Genomic DNA, 16,335 nt, shown 5'->3' on the forward strand with positions numbered 1-16,335 from the left:
AATATGCTCACAAAGTGAGGCTTTGCTTCGATGCTTACTCAGGTACATTTCGGGGGGCCCCAAATATATACCTTTAGCTAAAAAAGCATTCCGAAGCCGCAATGGCCTCAGGAATGCTTTTTTTAAAATAAAACTCGATTAAACCAGATATCTTTCTTTAAGAATATTCAAATGATGATGATCATGCCCAATCATTACGCACGCCACTGCTCTCGCGGAGATGGTTGCATTGTTAACCGTTCCCTTACGAGTCCATGCATCTTCCGGCAAAGTGTCCAACAGAGCTTGCGTTGACTCTCGGACAAGCTTGTAATGAGCCAGTAGTTTTTCTAGAGTGTGTGCTTCAAAATTTGCGGTAGGCACATAGTCCTTTTCATCAAAGCCCGCCAGCGGAGTCGTATCTCCTCTTGCAACGCGCAACAAACGATAAGACATAATTCTTCCAGTATCCGCTAGATGGCCAACCATTTGCTTAATACTCCATTTATCAGGAGCGTAACGATGCTCTCCTTGTTCTTCCGTAAGGTTCGAAATAAAGCTACAAATCTCATCCGTCTGCGCTCTAAAAACAGTACAAATGTCCCCTTCAACTGGCACTAAATCGACATACTTTGATAATTCTTCAAGATACTCACTGTTTTCTGGACGTCGATCCATGTCTAAACCCCTCTCATTTTGATTTTTTTTGAAAAAATAGGAGGAAAATTATACTGTAGTTGTTGTATTTTAGTCCATTTTATACGATACTTGCAATAATAGGGTTAGTTAAACTAGAAGTCATCGGGAGTGTCGGCATGATAGATTTTATGCTTTTTATGATATTTTCAATACTAGAGACCTATGCAATGTTCTTTCTGGCTTTCAAAATTTTCAAAATTGACTTATATCATAAAGAGATGTTGTTTGCTAGTTTTATTATGGGCTTTTTTTCTTATACCCTTAGAATCAACTATGGGATAGCTTCATTAGATACTTTCTCTCAATATGCACTAATGTTTTGTTTTATGTGGATGTTATTCCGGATTCATCCCTTCTACGCTTCCATATTAACCGGAATGGCTTATCAAGCTTACTCGGTGATTCAAACCATAATTATGTATCTATTAGACTCTGTAATCAACATGCCTCTAAATACTTCGGAACCGATTACAAAAAACATAATGACAATGCAGATATTATCAGCATTAGCCGCGGTTCTCATTGGTATGTATGTGGGTCATAAACGTATTGGATTTGACTTTGTACCTGACAAACCCGATGTAAGAATTAAACCAACGACTAGCGAAAAATTATTATTTGCTCTTAATCTTCCTACAGTAATTGTCGTTACTTTACTCACCTACTTTTTTGAATCTTTTTTCTCTTTCTTCATCCCAATTTTTTATGGAGTACTATTATGGGGATATCTATATTTCTCACACAAAAAGGATAGAAATAACTATGAGTCATTTAACTTTTAAAATTGTTGAGCTCATTAAGAAAAGTAATCCAGAGCAAACGCATTCCATTGAAATCATGCATTATGCCCTTAGCATTATTTTAAATACTTTATTCATTATTATAACTTCGTTATGCATCGGCGGGCTCACTGGACAGCTAAAGGAAACATTCTTAGCCTTATCCAGCTGCATGCTCCTAAGAATGTCTTCTGGTGGAGTGCATTTAAAATCCGCAAGGTCCTGCAATATTGTATCTATCTTTATCTGTTCACTGATCCCTCATATCACTTATCTAATACATAACCATATCATTTGGATTAATCTTTTTTCTTTGCTTGTAATGATCTTATGTGCTCCAAATCCTGATGCTAATGCGCAAATCCCCAAGGAATGGTATTTGGGTTTAAAGATCATTTCCATAATTCTGGTTTCTTTGAATTTTTGGATCCATTCGTCTGTCATTGGATTGGCATTTTTAGTTCAATCCTTTACAGTTATAATTCCATTACAAAGGAGGCCAATCAAATGAAGAAAAATTTAGCTCGTTATGCTTCTAACCTATTAGGTATTTCTGCTGTTGTTTTTGCAACAATTCTGAAACCACTTGCTAACAGCCCTGAGATTCCAAAAGAACTGCGCAAGTAATCAAACAAGGATGGGGAAAAGATGCGTGTCTTACAGAAAGACGGTTCCTCTAGTGATATTCTAGAGGAAGATATATTGTATTTCTCCAATTATAAGAATACAATATTCGTCCATACGAAAGAAGGCGAATTTATTCTCCCCACCACGCTTTCCGATCTTTCCGTAGCGTATGAGGGTAAGGGATTCGAACGCCTTGACCGCAGCAACGTCGTTAATATCAACAACATAGAAGGCTATGATCCCGGACGCAAGATTGTATGCTTTAATCAAGGTAAGCAGTTCACTACCGTTTCGGAATCCAATGAACCTCGCCTAAAGAAGTACTTATCTACTCATAAGAAAGATTCTGATTAAAACAATCCCGACATGTACTATACATGTCGGGATTGTTTTTGTTTATTAAAATTCAAAGTAAACCAATCTATTATCACACAAAATAGCTATTATGCCATAATTCCCCTAAGATGTAAAGAAAAATTCATAGGATGAATGACAGGAGACGGATTGTATTCCAAATGATACCATATATATAAATGTGTAATAAAAACAAATATATGATGGAGGAACCAAATGAATTACTATTTTCATCCCTCACCACGCCCCTCATCTCTTGAATCAATATCTGATGAAGAATTACTTAACATCTATAAATTAGCGCTTGAGGCACAAGCTTTACCAGATTTCATAGAGATTGTTAGAGAGATCTTAGACAGTAGAGATCTCATACAAACTGAAAAATCATAACATCCCCATACACAAATTAATTCGCAAATTATGACATAATTACATAACTTCCTATGGCTTCACTGCGAGTGTTCTCTAGATTGTCTTCATGTTAACATCATCAACATAAAGAAGGTAGAGCCTCCTGAAGGCCCTACCTTCTTTATATGCAGTAAGGACTACTCCCTGAAATAGAGTAATCTTCTACTCCGTAATTTCCGTTTTAAATACATTTTCCAATTTTCCGCCAAGTCTTTTCTTCAAAGGAACTTTAATATCTCTACCCAGCTCTTTGAAAAAAGTTTCTACATCGCATTTCACATTTTGTGCAGTCGCAATTACAGCGCCATCACCAACAATATTTTGATTCTCTTCAAGAGGAACATCAACTTCGATATCATACTTTTTGGATAATGTCTTGATGTATCGTGCGAAGATCTCCAGCAATTCCTCGTTATTAAAATTCTCTATAGCGACTTTTCCCTTGCTGGTAAACTTCATGTTAATTTTCATTATTAATATCCCCTTTTCTGTCAAACCATTTTTAGTTGTTAGTTTATGGATCAAGATGAATAGATGGCTGCAAGAAAGGGCAACATTATTCATTTTTGAGATCATTTATGAAACACACATTATTTATAAGCACCCTTTATCTGTTGTACTTTAAACTGCGTAAATTCTTTGAGCGCTTGTATGACCTGATCCTGTTCTTCTTCCTTCAGCTCATAAACGCACTCCCGTAACCACTCGCCAAATAGAAAGGCTTGACGCCCTTTCCGAGGGCTCTTTCTTAAGGAGTCGAGGCAACCCTCAAACTTATCGTTCAGGACGTCGGTAAGATTGTATTTCTCAATCTTCTCTATTACCATTCCTGCCCCATATTCCGTTTCATAAACTATGACTTCATTAGAATCAAAGGAAACGTAAGATGTTTCTTTACCTTCCTTTGCCCTGAATTCCTTAAGCTTGTTAAATGCCGTCTCATAAATGTAGTCCTGAGACTGTTTAAGCTGTGGCAGCTCATAACCATGCTTTAAGGTCTTGATATATTCAATATCTGGCATATAGTCTGCCAAATGATACATCCGATTCTTCAGATCTGTTCCAAGTGCTTCGATGATCTTGTCCAGATTGTCTTTTAGCGGAATGCTCTCTCCACGCTCGATCTTGCTAAGCTGTGAGTAACTTATGCCGCTCTTTTCTTCCAGTCCTCTTAAGGTTAACCCTCTCGTCTTTCTGATGTGCCGAATGAAATTACCCAGCTCATCGGGATAGTTCTCAAAATCATTCATGGGAGTCACCTCCCTACTATCATAACACAACATAACAATTTGTGTTGGCTTATAACAATTAATACTAGTAATTACTTGCCTCTGAAGGGTGATTCTCAGTACCAAAAACCCAATATAATACTAGATTTCCAAAATATCGTAGAAGATTTGATACTCATCTGCCAGGCTCTGGATTGTAATCGTTGGTTGGGAATTACAGCGTATCGGACCGAGGAGATCTTATTAAGCTGATTTATGCCATTTCACTCAGCTATCGGACTCAGATGCAACTGTTCATTTAAATATACTACGGTTCGGTGCAAAAGTATGACAATAAGAGTTATGATGTCCGAAAACTTGGAAAAAGACCACCAAAAAGTTGAAATAGCTGCAATACAGTCCATAATGATCCCAAACCATCTACTGTATGCAAACCATTGTGTGCTTCCAGCTAATCCAATTTGTTAAAAAAACAGCCAGTCCCAACAACCTGGAACTGGCCATAATCGTTACTCCAAAACACTCAACAGATTGAGGATCATCTGTGCACTTTCGGCACGTGTGCCGTTTTGCTTCGGAGCAAATTGCGCTACAGCACGTCCCTGCATCAATCCAAGTCTGTACACCTCGCTGATAGCCTCTTGAGCCCTTTGTGGTGCAGTGCCGATATCATTAAATGCTGAAACGTTAAGACTAGCTACAGATACGCTGTTATTGGCGTATGCATATGCACGAGCCAGCATCGCTGCCATCTCTTGACGAGAGATCTTGGCATCCGGTTCAAACAGTAAAGCGGTCTGACCGTTAACAATTCCAGCTTGTTTTGCTAACCCTACTGCTTCTGCATACCATTTATCAGCAGGTACATCAGTGAAACCAGCTACTGCTTGACCTTTTAAGCCAAGCGCACGGACTAACATCGCTGTAAACTCCGCACGTGTAACCGCACGGTTTGGATCAAAACGATCCACAGCTACCCCCTGTACAAGTTGTTTTGCCGCAAGCTGCTTCACAGCAAGGTAAGCCCAGTGATCCGGCTTCAGATCATTGAATGTTTTGTCATATTCTAATACAACATATTTACTAAAATGACTGACAGCAGCAGATAGATAACCATTCATCCATGTACTGCTCATATACTCCAACTTACCAGCATCATCCATAAAATAAATACCCAGTAAGCTTTGCTCTACAGTCGCACCGACCTTATATGAAATCTTGATCGGCTCTGCAAACTGTCTTAATGAGAAGGACTGGCCATTTTCTGTGAGGATGCTGAGCGACCATTCTTGCAGATCACTTTTCGCTCTCAATTGTGCTCCAGCTAGTGTACCTGCACGATCCAACAGATCCACGGCTGTATTACTAGCTAAAGTGTTCAACCGTAGTGAAATCGTACTCTTGGCAAGAGCCTCAGCTGAGATTAGCTTACTAAGTTCTGCCAGTACTGTAGCAGGAATCGTAACGGATAAATCCTGCATAACCACTCTAAGCGGTGCGCGTCCAAGCAGTTCAACCACATTGCCTGGCAAAAGCAATTCCGTAACCGATCCGTCAACAGAAACCACAACTTCACCTTGAGCATTCTTGTTCTCTGACAGTTGAGAGGCTGTTATAGTTACTACACCTATTTGTGCAGATGCCGACGGAGTTGGTGTCGGTGTAGCAGTTGGCGTTGGTGTCACAGCAGGTCCCGGCACCCAGCCTCCTGGTGTTGGTGTTGGCTCTGGGCTTGGTGTTGGTTCCGGTGTTGGCTCTGGGCTTGGTGTCGGAGTCGTACCTGGCGTGCTCTCAGTCACTGTCAAAATATATTCAGTGCTGAACCCCTTATAAACAGCGCTGACTTTTGTTATACCAGCACTCAATGCGTGAAGCTCCCCATTCTCACTAATCATTGCAATGGAATGATCAGATGTATCATACCTTACGCCCTCGACCAATTCTTGCTTGCTTCCGTCACTATATACCGCCTGAACAACAACGGAGCCTTTATTTCCTTGTTCCAGCGAATCCGGCCCTTTTATCGTTATTTCTGTAAGAATAGGAGCCTCATCATTTGTTACGACGAGACTATACTCCGAGGCGAACTCCCTGTAGGTTACTGAGATCACAGTAGAGCCTTCCTGATGAGCCTGGACCAAGCCCTGTTCATTGATTGTAGCAATATGCTCATTCGAGCTGGAATAATGAAGTCCATCCAATAGTGGGATTCGTTTACCGGATGCATAGACAGCTTCGGTGACTGTCTGGTCGACCTCTGCTGGTTTAAGTTGTCCTTTGCCCTGAAGCTTAATCGCTTGCAGCGCATCTACAGTTATCTTACTTTCCGCAAAAACATTCGGGTAACCTGCCACTGTGACTCTCACCTTAGCTGTCCCTGGTTTTAGAGCTGTAACCAAGCCATTTCCATCTACGGTAACTACTGATTCTGTCGTGTCAGGAACGATGGACCAAATTTTTGTCAGATGATTAGCCTCATCCGGCACTACCTTAGCTTGCAATTGCAGACTAGCACCAGGCTCAAGCTCAACAGCTATTTGATCCAGCTTAATGGATTTTGGAACAAAATTTTCGATCACTAAACGGTCAATTTCTACACCGTCTACCGTTCTTGCCGTAACCGTAATCTCGTTCTTCCCAATTTCAACAGCCGTATAGATTTGCTCATCTTCGTCATATATTTTTTCCTGCCAAAAACGTGGCGTCAGCGCATAGAACTTAGGACCGGAGGAACCGCCGATAACATATCGTGTGCCTTCGCCTTCTGCTACCTGCTTACCATCCTTCATTGGAAAAGTTCGCAAGTAAATATGATCATGGCCGTTCATCACTAGATCCACATTATGCTTATCAAACACCGGCACCCACTTTGCTTGCACCTGTTCATTCGAATAGATGCTGCCATAGGGCCCTTGATGGAAAAAAATCACCTTCCACTTTTTATCTGTAGCAGATAGATCCTGATCCAGCCACTCTGCCTGTTCAGTGAACGGAGCACCTGAATGCTCTGTATTCATAACCACAAAATGTGTATCCTGAATGTCAAAAGAATAATTCGTACCTTTTACGCTCGCCGCACCGTTTTGCGGGTTATTGAATTGCGCCAGGTAATCCCCATCGCCATTGGTTCCCATCACTTCATGGTTCCCAATAATCGGAACAAACGTGGTATTCATCAGCTGCTTTTGGGCTGCATCAAACCACCAGTTCCACTGCTCTTGTTCAAAGCCTTTATCCACCATATCTCCAGCGTGGACCAGCATTTCAGCATCCGGCATATAGGCAAAAGCAGCCTCTATCGTATTGCCCCAAAGACCAAATCCCGCTTTAGAATCTGCTTGAGAATCTCCGATAAATAGGAATTTTGTAGAAGCGCTCTCCCCTCCGCTTGTAACGAAGGTTCCTTGCTCACTTACATTTGACTCCCCATCCCCCACACGATATACATATTCGGTTCCAGGGATAAGCCCTACTGCTTCCGCTTTATGAACTCGCATCGTTCCATCATTGTTGGTATTGTAAATTGAACTGTTGCCGGTAATTTTTGTTACATTCAGGGCTTGAAAGCTTGTGAACTCTGCTTTTTCCACAAGTTCTACTACAGTATTCACGGTTAGCGGTTCTGTCTGCCAAGTAAACTGGCGAGAAGTCGCTGCATCCTGGCCCATCGTAACATTAACATTACGCGGGGCAGCAGTACCGTCATATGGAGCAACCTTGAACGTCATTACAGGACTATAGGTATTTCCTTTTACTGCCTGCAATTTAAAAGTTCCTTCTGCTGAAGTGACAAGGCCAGTAGTAAGTGTCCCACTTCCCTCTGAAGTTGCGCCTTGTACCTCCAATCCGTCGAAAAGTAGTTTCGCACCTTCAACAACACTTCCATTCAGATCTTTTACCGCAAAAGACGCATCAAAGCCCTTCGCAAGATCATAATGGTTCCAAGTGAGCATCAACTGTGTCTTTACAACAGATTCAACAGCCGCTCCCATAAAAGAAATAGGAACCCCGGTACCTTCTGTCGAAGTTACAGATCCGGATGTATTTTCAATTACAAAAGGTTTGCTTGTATCCCCAGCGAGCTGCTCCTGAGTAAAGGGACCCACATAATCATTTCGAACCGTATATTGAATTTGTCCGATGAGATCCGTATCTCGTAGATTGGAGGAATTGATATTCGTTAGGTTAAGACACACAGTGCCCAAAGCTGGATCAATGATTGACTCCATTTGCGTTTCTGATACCTTATCCCCACGAATTACCTGCAAATCTCTAACTGCAGCCGGATTAAAAGCAAACGTAAGATTTCCTTGCTTCAGCTTGCTCGCTTTCTCTGCCGTTACGTCCAATGTGTAGGTGTTGCCGGCGTATACTACTTCTGGTGTTTTGTATACATAGAACGGAGAGCCCAAATTCACTGTAAAATACCATTCTTTTATCGTCTGGTTACCGCTCAAATCGCGAATGGCAACTTTTACTTTATGACGGCCTTCTGTAAGTGGAACCTTTGGTTTATAAGTGATCTGACCTTTTGGAGGATAAAAGCCATGCTCCACTATTTGATCGTCCACATATACTCGTGTTTTGTCCGGATCGATTAAGGTCGTTCCCGGATGCACCACTGGATCATAACCATCATCCTCACCATTGACGGAAAGGGTCGGTGTAGCTGTTTTGACAATCTCGTTCACGCCAGGATAGGCATCTTTAAGCACAGGAGGTGTTCTATCCTCCTCTATCGGACCATAAATGGCACGAATATCATCAACGTAAATTGCACCTGCGCTCTTGTTAAGATTGCTTGTCTCCATATAGCGGACAGGCATATCCATCGTTAACGGGGTGGTTTTTCCCTTAGGAACGGATACTTCGACGTATTTCCACCCCGTCCAGTTCACTCCATTCACCTGATCTGTAAAATCCACAGGCACTGCCGCATTATTGCCATCACGAATCTGTCCCCGCAGCCAGTGCTTTTTGCCATCTCCGTAGATCCACATACTGATTTTCTCAGGATACCCCGGAATCTGAATCCGATTGGCAGTTGAGCTTGCGGCTAAATAAGCACCCGATGTGCCTGTTTTATTAACAAAATCATATTCCAGCTTTAAGGCTTTATCCCCATTACGGACAAAATCCTGATCAGTCACTTCCTGAATCGCCACACTGTTAGCTGCTGCACTGGAGGCAATATATTTATCAATGCCATTCTCAAAATCCTCCAGCATTACAGGCGGTAACCCTACATTTACTTCAAAAGAGGTCTGGGCGTCCCCGTACTTAGCATAAATCTTCCCGTTCTTCCCATTTTCACTCGTCGCTTGAAACAGACCTTTCTCATCTACAGTTCCGATCTCGCCCTCTACCCGCCATTCAAAGCTATGGTTGTCGGCTTGAATTACCTGTCCATTACGTAGCGCCTTCACAGTTAATTGCGCAGCAGCACCTGAAGAATAAGTTTTGATCTCATCAGGAAACCTAAGGTCTGTGAGCTTATCCACGACTTCGATTTCCCCACTGCCTTTGACTGCCCCCACCTCTACATTTACCGTTCCTGTGCCGGCAGTGGTTCCTGCGGTGAAGACTCCGTTCGCATCGACAGTACCAAGGTCAGCGTCCACCTGCCAATTCAAAGTACCCGAATAAGGTGCCGGATGGCCGTTCTCGTCCACTCCTGCTGCTTTGAACATAAAGCTGGAGCCTTGCAAGATACGTTCCGCATTCGGCTGCACAACCAGCTTAGAAGCTGTAGATTGCTCTGGGGCTGTGTTGACGACCAGCAAACCGTTGCCGGTTTTACGTTCATAGCCATCAGAGCCCTGATTCATCATTTTGACACCAGATGCACCCGGCATTCTGGCCACAAAAGTAGAAGAGCCGCCACCATCCAGATTCATGGCGTTCACTACGCCCATATCCTTCAGAATGTAGCCAAGCTCATCCGTATCTACACCTTCGCTAAAACCTGGAGATCTTCCATCCACTTCGAATAGAACGAGACTTCCGTCCGCTTTTGTCCCAATGGCTGTACGTGGATGAATTCCTAAAGGCCCTACACCTTGTTGAACTACTCCGTCTTTTACCAGCGGCCCTTCGCCGCCAATAGCTACCTTCACATCATTCCATTCTCCACTAAGCGCAAAGGTCGCAGTAACGTTATCGCCAACCGATAACCCCTGCAGAACAGCACGAGACGTTCCGTTAGCAGACAAAACTACTTTTCCTTTGGTAAGCGGCGTATTGCCTTGATTGTTGCGAATATCAGATACCTTCAGCTTCAAGGTCTGACCGCTCTTCACTTCTCCCTCGACAATATCTAGAACAACCTCGTCACCCTCATTGGTCGACTTTGTAGTTGTATTATAATCTTCCGTATAAAGAACCAGCTCATTCGTATTTCGATAACGGTTGATGCTGGTTAAATTAGTTGTTTTTCCATTAATCGTTACGTTCTTGGTCAGCTTCGGCACCCCATAAATCGAGCTGCCATCTTCTTTTAAACCGAAAGTAAAAGCAGAAATCGAACTATTCAGGATTACACCATCATCCATAAATAATCCATTAGGAACACCCGTAGCAAAACCGGAGATTTCATAAAAATCACCGTTAATCCCTGCGATCACCCGGTTTCCAGACGAATCCGCATAAGCGGCCATTTCTGTAACACCCTTCATACCGTATACCTTTCCATCCTTCGTACCTGCCTGCAGTTCTAAATGGCCTTGCCCTGGGTTGAACTCCACTGCATGAATCTTTTGTAAACCACGTTCATTCTGAAGATCCATCCAGGTGTACATCGCCCCAGGTGCGAGCTCTGTTTGACGTACATCAATAACGGTTCCGTAGTTTGTTGCTGGTAAATCAGAAATGGAAGCGTGAACAAATACTCCCGGCTGCAACAACGAAATCAACAAAATAAAAATAACTGCCACATTAATTTGCCTTAGATACCTTCTCACTGTGTTGACATCCTCCCCACTTGGCTGTCCTAATGACGATCTGAGCTTGGACAACATCATAGGGTTATAATAACTAGGAAGCGTAAAGGTTAGATAAAATTTACCAAGGCATACTGTTAACTTCTTCTAATCCCCTCCTCAAATTCATGTTTTAACCTGTTGATGAATCTTCTGACCGTTTTCGATCCTTGTTTAGAAGCTGAAACAATGGACCCCGGAGTATTACGATCTGGTGATCGTAGCTCGATCGTCTTCATGATCTTCTGAGAACCCTCAAATGTTTTTAGAAAAGAATAATCCATCCCAATCGTGATCGCGAGTCCTGACGCAACTGCATTATCAATGGCACGGGTGTTATTGCTTGTAAAAAGAATATTCATCGGCCCAACTTTTAGTAAATAACGCTCCACAAAGTCCTGTATGTAATGATCATCGTATAAAACCAACGTCTGGCCTACTAACTGTTCGGGCGTAATTATTGTATTTAGAGCTAGTGGTGATTGAGGATGTACGCCTACAACAATCTTACCTTCCATTAATTCCTCGAATACGACTCCTTTATGTTTCTCTGATAAGCCCTCTGGCGAGACCATCAGTCCGATATCCATTTCATCCTGAAGCACATTATCCAGAATTTCTTTAGGTCCCTTTTCAAAAATCTCTATTTTCACATTTGGAAAATCCGCTTTAAAACCGGATATGACCTTCACGATTAGATGCATGGGTCCCGGAATCGTAGCAATCTTCAAATGACCACTAAGCGCATCGCTATAGATCTGTGCTTCAGCTATTAATTCATTTACTTTCATCAAGACTTCATTTGCTTTGCTGATAATAGCTTGTCCCTCTGCTGTGGGAACTGCTCGTTGGCCTCGCGAACGAATGAACAAAGTAACTCCAAGCTCCGCTTCCAGCAGTGTTATGGACTGGCTTATGGCAGATAGGGTGATATGACGATTCTGAGCAGCTTTGGTTAGTGAACCAATCTTTGCGACTTCTACGATATTCTCGCATTGCTCTAAATTCATTTGAATCACTCCCTAAGTTAATATTTACTTAACACCTATTAAATTTACTTAAATTTTAATTAATTTAGACAAGTGCTACAATTTAAATAAGTTAGTAAATAACCTTTTCACCTTATGAGCCTATATTTCTAGTATAACTATATTTCTCGAGGAGGAGTCCCAAATGACAGACAAAAGAGTAGCCGTAATTACAGGTGGAGCCAGTGGAATCGGGAAACAAACTGCAATTAAATTTGCTAGTAAAGGTGATCAAGTGGTCGTTGCCGATTTCAATCAACAATTAGGTGAAGAAACGGTCGCACAGATTATCAAGGATGGTGGCGAAGCTATTTTCGTCAAAACGGATGTTTCAAAATACGAAGAGGTAGAAGCACTGGTTGAGAAAACCGTTGCCACATATGGCAGAATTGACGTTATGTTCAACAATGCCGGGATCGGCCGCGTCACTCCTGTACTAGACCAAGACCTTAAGGATTATCATAGTGTTATTAATGTCAATCAGCATGGTGTTGCCCACGGTATTATCGCAGCGGGTAAAAAAATGCGTGAGCTCGGCATCAAAGGGGTCATCATCAATACAGCTTCTGTATTTGGATTCCTAGCTTCCCCAGGTACATTCGCATATCACGCTTCCAAAGGTGCGGTCATTATGATGACTAAATCCGCAGCACTTGAAATGTCCGTTCATGGCATCCGCGTGCTTGCCGTTGCTCCAGGCGCTGTAGATACGCCAATTATCCAAGGATATAAAGATCAAGGAATGGTCGACCAGATGAAGAGCAAAGTAATGGGTAACAAATTAACATTGCCTGAACAAGTTGCAGACACTGTATACTTACTCTCCTTGCCAGAAGCTAGTGCAATTAACGGTAGTGTTGTAATGGCTGATGAAGGTTATGCTTCATTTAAATAAAAAATTTAAATCAAAAAATCCAAGGCTTCCCGAGCGGGATGTCCTTGGATTTTTTTGTATTACTCCCATGATCTCTGTTCATTGATTTCCAGCTTACGTTTAAATGCCTGCTCTAGATCAATATCCAGTTTATTGGCCAGATCAAAAATATTCCACACCACGTCGTACATCTCAAATCCCAAGTTTTCTTTCTTCTCTGCACCGGGGTCGAAGGATACGGATAGCACCTCTTTGGACAATTCCCCTACTTCAGTCATTAAGTACAGCATTCTCTGCTCAATGGAGCTCGTGTCAAAACCTTTGGTTTCACTGAACTTCTTCACATACTGTTGAAACTCAGATGTATTCATTTCGTTACGCCTCGCTTTTAGGGTATAAAGTTATGTAGTTTATAAAAACGATGTCATGCGATTAGCCTAGCTTTTTCCTTTATTATCATCCATTTGTTCGAAGAAAACAAACTCTCCCGTCATTACAAAAAAAACGATTCTTCAGATCATTGAAGAATCGCTAAGAAAATTTATTTACTTGTTGCTGTTTCAGCCACTATCTACGCCTATGTCGGACATTTCACTGCGCGTTAATCCGCAAGTGCACGGCCAATTTCATCGTCGAACGTGCCGCACCAGTAATGGCGAGACTCTTCATCATTATTCATTTATTATTCGCCGAGCTGCTCCTTGAGCTGCGCAATTTCTGTTTCCATGAAATCCACACGTTTATTCAACTCCGTGATATAGTTTCTTCGAGCCTCTTGGTCCGCTGCGCTTGTTCGGTCGGCCGCAGTAGTTTCCACCAGTTGGATGGCTTCTTTGAGAACTTGAACGCTTGATTCTGCTCCTGCTAATCTTTCCCGGAGTTTAGCCGCTGCAATACTTGCTTTTAGCGCTGCCTTCTCAGTCTCCTTACTCTCCAATATTATCGTTTTTCCTTCAACCGTCAACCCTGCTCCGGTCGCTTCGGACATCGTGCGCACAGGTACGTAGGCCGAGTTATTTACTACAATCGCATCTGCAATCTTCTTTCCGTCTTGTTTTATCGTATACATTCCGGAAACTTTAGCGCCAATTAAAGACGAGCTCGCTGCGAATCCTATTGAACCACCAAGTAACAACGCCGCTGCTACAATCCCTACTATTTTCTTCTTCATATCTACGAACCTCCTGAGCTTATTATTCTTCCAATTATAACCAATAAATTCGTAACATGAAAGATATACTAAGAGACTCTGCCACAGCCAACTCAACTACTGACCATATGTAATCTAGCTATAAGAAGCCATCTGAGTAAGCTTGATCCTATTGTTCTAAGTTGTGTTTTTCGATTTCACGAACAACTTTATTTCGAAATGATTGATGTTAGTTGTAAACAATGTTACTCTATCAACGGTAAACTCAAAATCTTATGCTCCTCAATACCTCTATTAGTAGTCACTATTTTAGTTATAAAGAAAGGTAACACTATGATAAAAGTTGATAACTTATCCTTCGCATTCCCGCAAAAAGAGCTATATAAAAACATTTCATTTACGCTTGAAGAGGCACAACATTGCGCTTTTATAGGAACAAGTGGCAGTGGTAAAAGTACACTGATCGATATACTGATGGATCCAGAAAAATATTTGTTCGAAGGCAAGTTAGAAATTGACCCAACCTGCAAAATTGGATATGTAAGTCAGTTCTCACAAGTAGACAGAACTAAAGAAACAACCGTTTTTGAATATATAGGAGAAGAATTTATTAAGATACAAAATGAAATAACAGCTATTCTCACTGAAATGGAAACATCATCAGATATTGATTCATTACTCGAAAAGTATCAATTAGCTCTAGATGCCTTTGATTCAATGGATGGAAATGATTTTGAAAGCAATATTAATAAGAAACTAAATTTAGCCAACCTCTTGAAGCTAAAAGATGCTAGGGTATCCGATCTAAGTGGTGGGGAATTCAAGCTTATTCAAGTGATGAAGGAAATGCTGACTAGTCCAGACTTAATGATTATGGATGAGCCCGATGTATTTTTAGATTTTGAAAACCTAAATGCACTTAAAAATCTTATTAATGCTCACAAAGGAATATTGCTAGTTGTTACGCATAACCGTTATCTATTGAATCATTGTTTTAACAAAATTATACACCTTGAAAACATGGAGATCCAAGAGTTCGATGGGCGATATATTGAGTATAACTTCTCATTACTTCAGACGAAAATTGAGTTACAAGAAATCGCAGTCGCTGAACAAGAAGAAATTGAGAGATACGATAACATTATTGATAATCTTAGAGCGATCGCAACCTATAATTCAGAAGCATCTAGAGGGAGAGCGTTAAAAGCTAGGGTTAAGTTTCAAGAAAGATTGGAAGCGCGAAAAATTAAAGCGCCATTCGTTGATATTAAGCAACCGAAAATCAGTTTTGGTGTGGACAATGAAATTGAAGAAGACATCACTGTTTTAAATGTGAATAATTATAGTGTTTCCTTTGATGAGTTGATTTTAGAAAATGTTAACTTTGAGATGAAACCTACAGATAAAGTAGCCCTTATCGGTCCAAACGGTACCGGGAAAACGACTTTACTCCGAGATATCTTTAAAAATAATCATGATTCAATTGAAATAAATGCTGATATTAAAGTGGCTTATCTTTCTCAGCTTCAAGACGAAGTGCTAAAGGATTCTAATACCATACTAGAAGACTTCATCGATGCTGGGTTTGCAACTTATGACGAGATTAGAGCACATCTTTCAAACTATGGCTTTGAAGGAGAAATTCTTAATCAAAAGATAGAATCTTTATCTGGTGGCGAAAAAAATATACTGCAATTGGCAAAAGTTTCTGCTAGCAAAGCAAACTTGTTGCTTCTTGATGAACCGACAAGTCATTTAGACACCTATACACAAATCGCACTGGAGAAAGCCATTGAAGACTATAAAGGTGCGATTCTCATGATTTCTCATGATTTCTATTCTGTAGTAAATGGTATGGATTATGTATTAATCATTGACGAGAAGACGATTAGAAAAATGAGTATGCGAAAATTCAGAAAGATGATTTATGCCAGTCATTTTGATAAAGATTATTTAGAAAATGAACAAAATAAAAAAGCAGTTGAAATGAAAATAGAATTAGCTTTAAAAGACAATAATTTTGAACTTGCAAAAGGTATGGTTGACGAGCTAGAAGAGCTGATTAAGCTGCTTTAAACTACAACCCTCTGGCGGGAAAATGTCTATTAAAAAGACACTGATGGATAAGATCTCAGTGTCTTTTTACTGCATTGATTTGTTGATAGTTCTTGAAGCGGACAGTGGTTCACTTATCAAAATCTTACCCAACACATTTTTTTCCATAAAAA

At 41.1% G+C, this 16,335-nt stretch carries 13 protein-coding genes; 6 read left to right on the forward strand and 7 right to left on the reverse strand.

The window, feature by feature from the left end:
• Positions 1 to 138: 138 nt before the first annotated feature.
• Positions 139 to 657 (reverse strand): DinB family protein, encoded by a 519-nt coding sequence (locus tag ACFWMP_RS18205; RefSeq protein ID WP_379424405.1) that lies wholly within the window; start codon positions 655 to 657, stop codon positions 139 to 141.
• Positions 658 to 794: 137 nt separating this feature from the next.
• Here ACFWMP_RS18205 and ACFWMP_RS18210 point away from each other — a divergent pair, with 137 nt between their 5' ends.
• The 4 genes from ACFWMP_RS18210 (at position 795) to sda (ending at position 2,828) form a co-directional block, all read left to right on the forward strand.
• A complete protein-coding gene (locus tag ACFWMP_RS18210) occupies positions 795 to 1,460 on the forward strand; it encodes a hypothetical protein (protein WP_143764067.1) in 666 nt (221 codons plus the stop codon).
• Positions 1,441 to 1,968 (forward strand): accessory gene regulator ArgB-like protein, encoded by a 528-nt coding sequence (locus ACFWMP_RS18215; protein WP_379424406.1) that lies wholly within the window; start codon positions 1,441 to 1,443, stop codon positions 1,966 to 1,968. Before ACFWMP_RS18210 ends, ACFWMP_RS18215 begins: the two co-directional genes overlap by 20 nt.
• A gap of 137 nt (positions 1,969 to 2,105) precedes the next feature.
• Complete coding sequence (locus ACFWMP_RS18220; RefSeq protein WP_042190411.1) at positions 2,106 to 2,438, forward strand: LytTR family DNA-binding domain-containing protein; 333 nt, start codon at positions 2,106 to 2,108, stop codon at positions 2,436 to 2,438.
• Positions 2,439 to 2,654: 216 nt separating this feature from the next.
• Positions 2,655 to 2,828 carry a sporulation histidine kinase inhibitor Sda gene (gene sda, locus ACFWMP_RS18225; protein WP_081382883.1) on the forward strand — a complete coding sequence of 58 codons (174 nt, stop codon included), beginning with the start codon at positions 2,655 to 2,657 and terminating at the stop codon, positions 2,826 to 2,828.
• A gap of 183 nt (positions 2,829 to 3,011) precedes the next feature.
• Here the strand turns inward: sda and ACFWMP_RS18230 are convergent, their stop codons facing one another.
• The 4 genes from ACFWMP_RS18230 to ACFWMP_RS18245 form a co-directional block, all read right to left on the reverse strand.
• A complete protein-coding gene (locus ACFWMP_RS18230) occupies positions 3,012 to 3,320 on the reverse strand; it encodes a hypothetical protein (RefSeq protein ID WP_042190413.1) in 309 nt (102 codons plus the stop codon).
• Positions 3,321 to 3,439: 119 nt separating this feature from the next.
• Positions 3,440 to 4,099, reverse strand: coding sequence for a helix-turn-helix domain-containing protein (locus ACFWMP_RS18235; RefSeq protein WP_042190416.1), 660 nt, complete (start codon positions 4,097 to 4,099; stop codon positions 3,440 to 3,442).
• A gap of 488 nt (positions 4,100 to 4,587) precedes the next feature.
• Positions 4,588 to 11,037 (reverse strand): phosphodiester glycosidase family protein, encoded by a 6,450-nt coding sequence (locus tag ACFWMP_RS18240; protein ID WP_379424407.1) that lies wholly within the window; start codon positions 11,035 to 11,037, stop codon positions 4,588 to 4,590.
• Between the two features lie 116 nt (positions 11,038 to 11,153).
• Positions 11,154 to 12,065, reverse strand: a complete 912-nt coding sequence (locus ACFWMP_RS18245) for a LysR family transcriptional regulator (protein ID WP_379424408.1) — start codon at positions 12,063 to 12,065, stop codon at positions 11,154 to 11,156.
• Positions 12,066 to 12,228: 163 nt separating this feature from the next.
• Between ACFWMP_RS18245 and ACFWMP_RS18250 the strand changes: the two genes are divergently transcribed.
• Positions 12,229 to 12,978 carry an SDR family NAD(P)-dependent oxidoreductase gene (locus ACFWMP_RS18250; RefSeq protein ID WP_042190424.1) on the forward strand — a complete coding sequence of 250 codons (750 nt, stop codon included), beginning with the start codon at positions 12,229 to 12,231 and terminating at the stop codon, positions 12,976 to 12,978.
• Between the two features lie 59 nt (positions 12,979 to 13,037).
• On the opposite strand, the gene ACFWMP_RS18255 is transcribed toward ACFWMP_RS18250, so the two are convergent.
• Both ACFWMP_RS18255 and ACFWMP_RS18260 read right to left on the reverse strand, forming a co-directional pair.
• Positions 13,038 to 13,328, reverse strand: a complete 291-nt coding sequence (locus ACFWMP_RS18255) for a MazG nucleotide pyrophosphohydrolase domain-containing protein (RefSeq protein WP_042190426.1) — start codon at positions 13,326 to 13,328, stop codon at positions 13,038 to 13,040.
• A 311-nt stretch (positions 13,329 to 13,639) separates the two neighbouring features.
• Positions 13,640 to 14,128, reverse strand: coding sequence for a hypothetical protein (locus ACFWMP_RS18260; protein WP_379424409.1), 489 nt, complete (start codon positions 14,126 to 14,128; stop codon positions 13,640 to 13,642).
• Positions 14,129 to 14,440: 312 nt separating this feature from the next.
• Between ACFWMP_RS18260 and ACFWMP_RS18265 the strand changes: the two genes are divergently transcribed.
• On the forward strand, positions 14,441 to 16,183 hold the full coding sequence (locus ACFWMP_RS18265) for an ABC-F family ATP-binding cassette domain-containing protein (protein WP_042190431.1): 1,743 nt from the start codon (positions 14,441 to 14,443) through the stop codon (positions 16,181 to 16,183).
• The last annotated feature ends 152 nt before the right edge of the window (positions 16,184 to 16,335 follow it).

Origin of the sequence: Paenibacillus sp. NPDC058367, from assembly GCF_042723305.1 — a bacterium.
Taxonomy (GTDB): Bacteria; Bacillota; Bacilli; order Paenibacillales; family Paenibacillaceae; genus Paenibacillus_AQ.

Excerpts from the sequence above, each read along its gene's own strand:
- ACFWMP_RS18205 (WP_379424405.1), bottom strand. The coding sequence starts at position 657 with ATGGATCGACGTCCAGAAAACAGTGAGTATCTTGAAGAATTATCAAAG.
- ACFWMP_RS18210 (WP_143764067.1), top strand. The coding sequence starts at position 795 with ATGATAGATTTTATGCTTTTTATGATATTTTCAATACTAGAGACCTAT.
- ACFWMP_RS18215 (WP_379424406.1), top strand. The coding sequence starts at position 1,441 with ATGAGTCATTTAACTTTTAAAATTGTTGAGCTCATTAAGAAAAGTAAT.
- ACFWMP_RS18220 (WP_042190411.1), top strand. The coding sequence starts at position 2,106 with ATGCGTGTCTTACAGAAAGACGGTTCCTCTAGTGATATTCTAGAGGAA.
- sda (WP_081382883.1), top strand. The coding sequence starts at position 2,655 with ATGAATTACTATTTTCATCCCTCACCACGCCCCTCATCTCTTGAATCA.
- ACFWMP_RS18230 (WP_042190413.1), bottom strand. The coding sequence starts at position 3,320 with ATGAAAATTAACATGAAGTTTACCAGCAAGGGAAAAGTCGCTATAGAG.
- ACFWMP_RS18235 (WP_042190416.1), bottom strand. The coding sequence starts at position 4,099 with ATGAATGATTTTGAGAACTATCCCGATGAGCTGGGTAATTTCATTCGG.
- ACFWMP_RS18245 (WP_379424408.1), bottom strand. The coding sequence starts at position 12,065 with ATGAATTTAGAGCAATGCGAGAATATCGTAGAAGTCGCAAAGATTGGT.
- ACFWMP_RS18250 (WP_042190424.1), top strand. The coding sequence starts at position 12,229 with ATGACAGACAAAAGAGTAGCCGTAATTACAGGTGGAGCCAGTGGAATC.
- ACFWMP_RS18255 (WP_042190426.1), bottom strand. The coding sequence starts at position 13,328 with ATGAATACATCTGAGTTTCAACAGTATGTGAAGAAGTTCAGTGAAACC.
- ACFWMP_RS18260 (WP_379424409.1), bottom strand. The coding sequence starts at position 14,128 with ATGAAGAAGAAAATAGTAGGGATTGTAGCAGCGGCGTTGTTACTTGGT.
- ACFWMP_RS18265 (WP_042190431.1), top strand. The coding sequence starts at position 14,441 with ATGATAAAAGTTGATAACTTATCCTTCGCATTCCCGCAAAAAGAGCTA.